Below are 6112 nucleotides of genomic sequence, written 5' to 3'. Positions count from 1 at the left end.
TAGCGCTGAGGTCTGCCTCGTGAAGAAGGTGTTGCTGACTCATACCAGGCCTGAATAGCTTCATCATCCAGCCAGAAAGTTATGGAGCCACGGTTGATGAGGGCTTTATTGTAGGTGGGCCAGTTGGAGATTTTGAACTTTTGCTTTGCCACGGAACGGTCTGCGTTGTCGGGAAGATGCGTGATCGGATCCTTCAACTCAGCAAAAGTTCGATTTATTCAACAAAGCCAATTTCTCCTTATACTAATATCAAGAGAGAAGTTTACAGAGAAAATTTTCATATTTGCCAGCATTTGATACTATTAGCCAGAGAGCAAAAAAGTCGGATTCACAGATTAATTGCTTTAGGAAAATCAAGGAAAGCAAAATTTAAGGCTCAGCTGGATCAGCTTCATGCAAGTCATCATTCAGTCAATCACTTCGAAGAAAAATCTTTAGAACGTTATATTTTCAATGATCAAACTCAAATAATGTATAGAGATTGTTGTATCTCCCTACAAAAGATCATTGAGTTATGTAATCGTATGACAAGAGATCAGCAGTATCACATACTCTCAGATTTTTTTGTTGATATCTATGCATCAATTTTAATATTCAAAGGAATCCATGAAGCACGAGGTTCTAAGGAATCCATTGATTTTCTAGATGATTGGTATGAAAGAATGTCATTATTAGTAATGACATATTGTGTATTATCAAAAGATATTGAAAAAATTGAAAAATTATACTTCCTTACTGCCACCTTACTAAAACAAAATCCTAAAGCAACCCAACCCCATCGGAAAATGATTCTTTCAACTTTTCCAGATTTTGAGAAAGCCCTAACAGAAATAGAAAATCATGTTATCAGTCTTGACAGTCAAAAAGATTTTTATGATCTTACAACTGAAGAGCAAAAAGAATACTTCTTGAGTATGGCCAAAAATCTAGGAATGGACCCTGATGACCCACAAGGAGAACATCATGAGTTCCTTAAAATTGGATTTGCTAATTATGATCCCACAAATATAATGAAAAACTGTGAGCATTTATTCGTTCATTATCGCCCCGGAGGAATATTTGCCCAATCATTGAGAATGCACTCTCTCGGCGGGATGCATCTCTTAATCTGCTTAAAACACGGACATGCTCAAGGAACAGGAAATTTATTAAGTCAATTATATGACAGTACTGGCAGTTATGATTTTGGTAATAGCTTCAAACAATCAAATTGTGATAAATGCGCGGATTGTAAACCAAGAAAGGAGAGTTGGGCATGGAGTCTCAAATGGTATTTAAAAGAAGTTGAACATCATAAAACTCTTCTTAAGAAGTATAGATTCTAATTACATACAATTAGTTCCAATTTGAGTGGTCTGTATGGGACAGCCACTCTGCTTATCAAGATTGGCATGTTTGTTATTTCTATTAATTTTCCGCCGTGGAAAGACAGGATCTACATCTAAAGTGCAACTCTATGATTTAAATCATAATTATCAATCATCACTTAACTAATACTATTGATGCCTTTAATATCACTGATTTTTTTTAAACACCAAGATTCTTATGCATAAGCTAACGATTGACTTACATACCCTTTACGGATCACAACGCTTCTACGAACAGTCAGAATTCTTGCCCACATTCATACCTTCCAAAATCCCCTTAAAGCGATAACTATCTGTATTATATATAAATTTTCACACCTCGATATTAGATAAAAAAACAAGCTTTGACTTAGCAATTTAACTGTTGACCTACTTATTGTAATGGTTAATTATGTTGTAGTTTTAAGCTTGGTTTACATTGTGTAGCAGATAAAAATCACGAAATACCAATTGTAAATTATGGAGTGGAAAAATTGAAAGCAACTACGGAGCCTCAAAAACAACGATTAATTGCTACATTGCTTAGTGATTTAGCAGAAGATAATTTGGCTATTTTTGCAGGTGCGGGCCTGTCCGCCCCCGCAGGCTTTGTAAGCTGGACTGAATTACTCCGTCCTATAGCTGAAGATCTTGAACTTGAAATTGAAAAAGAAACAGATTTAGTTGCTTTAGCTCAATATCACTGCAATTCAAACTCAGCAAACCGAGGTAAACTCAATCAGCTCCTGATAAATAAGCTATCTGATGATGTTGAAATAACTGCAAACCATAAAATTCTTGCAAGACTTCCAATATCTACATATTGGACAACTAACTACGATAAACTTATTGAGAAATCATTAACTGAAGCAGGGAAAATACCTGATACAAAATATCGTGTCAAACAACTGAGCTTTACAAAACGGGGCCGAGATGCTGTTGTTTACAAAATGCACGGAGATATTGAGAATCCAGATGAAGCAGTGCTCACGAAAGATGATTACGAGAGTTATCATGTCAAGATGCAGCCGTTTATTAATGCTTTAAGCGGTGATCTCGTCTCAAAGACATTTTTATTTTTAGGATTCAGTTTTACAGATCCGAACCTTGATTATATTCTTAGCAGAGTACGGATTGCTTACTCAAATGATCAAAGGCAGCATTATTGCATTCAGAAACTTGTGGCCTCAGCTGCCGGGGAATCTCAAGCCGACACAGAATATAGAAAACGTAAACAAGAGCTCTTTATTCAAGACTTGCTTCGATTTGGAATAAAAACAATACTTGTATCTGACTATTCAGAAATAACAGATATTCTTCATAAACTGGAATGGGCATATAGAAGAAAAACAATTTTTTTATCTGGATCGGCACATGAGTATAGTCGATGGAAATCAGATGAAGCCCAACACTTTATTTACTCTTTGTCGAAAGATATAGCTGCTTTAGGATTCCGAATAGTATCTGGATTTGGGTTAGGCGTTGGTAGCTCCGTTATTACCGGTGTATTAGAAAATGTATATATGAGCGGTAGGCGTTTAGACTCTGATCAGTTAATATTAAGACCTTTTCCACAGTATGAAGTTGGTAAACGACCTATTTCAGAAATATGGAATGAATATCGTACAGATATGATTTCGCATGCTGGGATAGCGATTTTTGTTTTTGGTAATAAAATAAAAGATGGCAATGTTGTTATCGCTGATGGTTTAATTAAAGAGTTTGAAATAGCAAAAAATAACGGACTTTTGTTAATACCTGTAGGCGCAACTGAATATGCGACAAGAGAAATTTATAATAAACTTTCTCGGGATGGATACTTTGATAGTGCTGAATTCCCTAAAGAGTTTAAAGAACACATAAATAAAATTTCTGATCAAAACTCAGATCTGGAAACGATTAAGGGTGTTTTAATCGACTTACTTAGAGCATTGAAATAAGGACTAAATCATGACTAAACGTAATTGCTTCTACAGTTTTCATTATATACCAGATAATTGGCGTGCTGCCACAGTTCGTAGTATCGGAGCCATTGAGGGTAATAGCCCTACTTCAGATAATAACTGGGAAACAGTTAAAAAAGGCGGAGAGGCTGCGATAAAAAAATGGATTGCAGACGAAATGTATGGTAAATCATGCATTGTTGTGCTTGTTGGTAGCGATACAGCCAATCGCAAATGGATCAATCATGAAATCATTAAAGGGTGGGATGACGGAAAAGGTGTCGTAGGCATTTATATTCATGGCCTAAAAGATAGCGGTGGAAATACCTCTACTAAAGGTGATAATCCTTTTGATTATATTGGGTATGGTAATACAGGGAAAAAGCTTTCTACTATCGTGAAATGCTATAATCCCACGGGCTCTACAAGCCAAGAAAAGTACAATTGGATAAAAGAGCATCTAGCAAATGCTGTTGAAGAAGCAATTACAATAAGAAAAAATAACTAGCCTTCAGTTTCATAAATAAAAGAGGCTTTAGGCCTCTTTTATTTTGGTTTAGAGATTTTATGTTTAGCAACCTGCTCTGCGTCTTCTTGTTGTAGTTTTAACGTGCCTTTTTTCAAGCTTGATTTCAATTTCATTTTAAATATACTTTCATATTCAGTTATACGAACTAGCTGTTTTTTAATATCCTCATGAATGACTATTCCTTTATTTTTAGGGACTATATTGGTTTTACTTATTCCTAATCGTTTTCTCATTTCTTCGATCTTAGTTGCTCCACTATTGATGTTGCTACGTTTTTTGAGTCTAAAGTTATTTGTGGCTGTGGTAGCTGTTTCTGCATGATCAAGTATCCTATTAATATAACTACCATCATATTTATTACACCAACGACTGAAGCCACCTTGATTATTAATTTTGTTTGATTTTTGATTGTATTGTTTTTTAACTCCGTTGAGTATTTGTGTATTTTTCTGTTTTGTATTTCTAAATCGTCTATTTGTTTGTCTATCATATTCCTTGACAGATTTAGTAATGATGATATCTTTGAAGCCGTTTTCTCTGTCTTCTCTAATACTTCCTGCGTCTGAATTAATGCTATGCTGACTGACTCCGAAAGAATCATCATCGATTCTGATAATGGTTCTATCGTCATTGATATTTGGTTCAATAGGTAATCGTCCAATACTATTTTCGTCATCTGTTTTTCTTGCTGCGAATCTTCTAATGAGTTCATCATCTCTATTTTTGTCATATTTCACCTTTGCCTTAATTGTGTTCCAACTGAATTTTTTACCAAGAGATGATCCCTTGAAGAAAATGTTTTTTTCATTATTTTTGATACCAAATGACACTCCGGCGACGTTGCCAGTAGAAGCGACGTTAAAAGCCGGCTCTATGCCTACAGCCTGCAGACTTTCTACAAAAGTACCTAAATCTGGTTTTCCTGCCATAGCCGCTTGTAGAGAGGCTTGAAGCACTAAACGGGCTGGTTTCTCACCTGTACTCAATGCCATTTCAATTTCTGCTTTGGTTGGGGCCGATACGTCTGATTTCTGCCCTTTTAAGCCATTCGTAATAGTTAAGCCGTGCTTCTTCTCTAAACGTTCACAAGCGGCTATTGTTTTAAATGCTGAGTGCTGACCATGCCATACGGAACCGCCTAAACCGATGCGGTTGGCTACTATATGGATATGGTCTTGATCTGTATCATTATGACGCACACAAATATATTGATGTTTTTCTATATCAATATTCATTTCTTTCAAATAGTCTTTTGCTATCTCTTGCCATTGTTCATCTGTTAAATGATCACCTTTTGGAAGAGATAAAAACGCATGAAAAACAGGTTTTTTTATATCCTGTCTAAAGCTGCTTACACTTTTAAATTCATCAGTTAAATCACTAACATTATTATAATCACTTGACATATTGCTACAAATAAAACTGTGATCATCTTTTAATATATAATAGACCCTATTTTTAAATGTTCTCCCTGTTTTAGCCACATTCCCTTTCATACTGTATAAACCTCGCAAGCTTTTAATATTCTTCTCATAAGTTGCTTTATAGCAAAGTTAGCTTCTGAAGCTACCGATTGTTTAAAGTCTTCATTAGTATGTAGTCTTTTAGCAATCTGATTTATATTATTACCTTGATGCTGTATTTCTCTATACAATGATTGTTCAAAATCCGGCATTTTTCTTTTAACAATAGGTTCAGAGTTTAAAATCTCTTTTCTAATGTAATGGCCTCTTTCAAGGCCAGATGCCTCAACAAGTTCTTTTAAATATTCAAACTCTGCTTTGTTTACTCTAAACTGTATAGATATATCTCTGCGTTCTTCGTGATTTAATTCTATACGTCCTCTTCTTCTATCTGTTTTCATATTTCTTTCTCATTTCATTCAAAGCTGTATACTGAACATAATCTCTTATAGCTTTAATATAATCATCGTCATTAGTATCTATCAATGCTTGTATAAGCTCATCAGCTTTATTTTCGTTAATGTATCTATTAGCAACAAAATAACATAAGCATTGTTCGTCATAGCTTGAGTAATCAAAATATACATCTTTATCTTGTTCAAGATAATAGAAAAAACGCGCTAATATGTTAAGTTTCATTTCATATTCCATAATCATTGTTGATGCCTCTTTTTGTATTTTATAAGTTCTTTTTTATCTATTATTTTTCTAACATCTGATATTGCTTGCGTTGCTTCGCTTGAAGTGTTTGTTTTACCCATACAACTACGGATCATAAACACACCTAAAAGAATACAAAGAAGCATCATTGCTATTGCTATAATCATATAT

The 6112-nt window shown here is 34.7% G+C and carries 7 protein-coding genes and 1 pseudogene; 3 read left to right on the top strand and 5 right to left on the bottom strand.

From position 1 onward, the window contains the following. Nucleotides 1-197: pseudogene (locus K2184_RS09365) on the bottom strand (IS5/IS1182 family transposase); the annotation flags it as partial. On the opposite strand from K2184_RS09365, the gene K2184_RS09360 reads away from it, so the two are divergent. The 3 genes from K2184_RS09360 to K2184_RS09350 all read left to right on the top strand — a co-directional run bounded on the left by K2184_RS09360 (nucleotide 177) and on the right by K2184_RS09350 (nucleotide 3797). Continuing rightward, nucleotides 177-1325 (top strand): hypothetical protein, encoded by a 1149-nt coding sequence (locus tag K2184_RS09360; protein ID WP_439237751.1) that lies wholly within the window; start codon nucleotides 177-179, stop codon nucleotides 1323-1325. The pseudogene K2184_RS09365 and the gene K2184_RS09360 sit on opposite strands and share 21 nt — an antisense overlap. A 515-nt stretch (nucleotides 1326-1840) precedes the next feature. Next, the gene (locus K2184_RS09355) at nucleotides 1841-3286 is read left to right on the top strand and encodes an SIR2 family protein (protein WP_163525673.1); all 1446 of its coding nucleotides are present in this window, start codon (nucleotides 1841-1843) and stop codon (nucleotides 3284-3286) included. A 10-nt stretch (nucleotides 3287-3296) separates the two neighbouring features. Further along, nucleotides 3297-3797 carry a TIR domain-containing protein gene (locus K2184_RS09350; RefSeq protein WP_163525674.1) on the top strand — a complete coding sequence of 167 codons (501 nt, stop codon included), beginning with the start codon at nucleotides 3297-3299 and terminating at the stop codon, nucleotides 3795-3797. 38 nt (nucleotides 3798-3835) lie between these two features. Here K2184_RS09350 and K2184_RS09345 read toward each other — a convergent pair whose 3' ends face one another. Genes K2184_RS09345 through K2184_RS09330 form a run of 4 tightly spaced genes read right to left on the bottom strand, consistent with a single transcriptional unit; the run spans nucleotide 3836 to nucleotide 6108 of the window. Then, nucleotides 3836-5314: a relaxase/mobilization nuclease domain-containing protein gene (locus tag K2184_RS09345; protein WP_163525675.1), complete on the bottom strand. Its 1479-nt coding sequence runs from the start codon at nucleotides 5312-5314 to the stop codon at nucleotides 3836-3838. After that, nucleotides 5311-5682, bottom strand: a complete 372-nt coding sequence (locus K2184_RS09340; protein ID WP_163525676.1) for a plasmid mobilization protein — start codon at nucleotides 5680-5682, stop codon at nucleotides 5311-5313. Before K2184_RS09340 ends, K2184_RS09345 begins: the two co-directional genes overlap by 4 nt. Next, nucleotides 5669-5920 (bottom strand): hypothetical protein, encoded by a 252-nt coding sequence (locus K2184_RS09335; RefSeq protein WP_227629000.1) that lies wholly within the window; start codon nucleotides 5918-5920, stop codon nucleotides 5669-5671. The genes K2184_RS09340 and K2184_RS09335 overlap by 14 nt, the downstream gene beginning before the upstream one ends. 14 nt (nucleotides 5921-5934) lie before the next feature. After that, on the bottom strand, nucleotides 5935-6108 hold the full coding sequence (locus K2184_RS09330) for a hypothetical protein (RefSeq protein ID WP_196552894.1): 174 nt from the start codon (nucleotides 6106-6108) through the stop codon (nucleotides 5935-5937). Between the last annotated feature and the right edge of the window lie 4 nt (nucleotides 6109-6112).

Source organism: Klebsiella sp. K5-306 (assembly GCF_051835185.1).
GTDB lineage: Bacteria > Pseudomonadota > Gammaproteobacteria > Enterobacterales > Enterobacteriaceae > Klebsiella > Klebsiella oxytoca.
The sequence above is the reverse complement of the archived record's forward strand: the minus strand, read 5'-3'. Positions and strand labels throughout refer to the sequence as shown.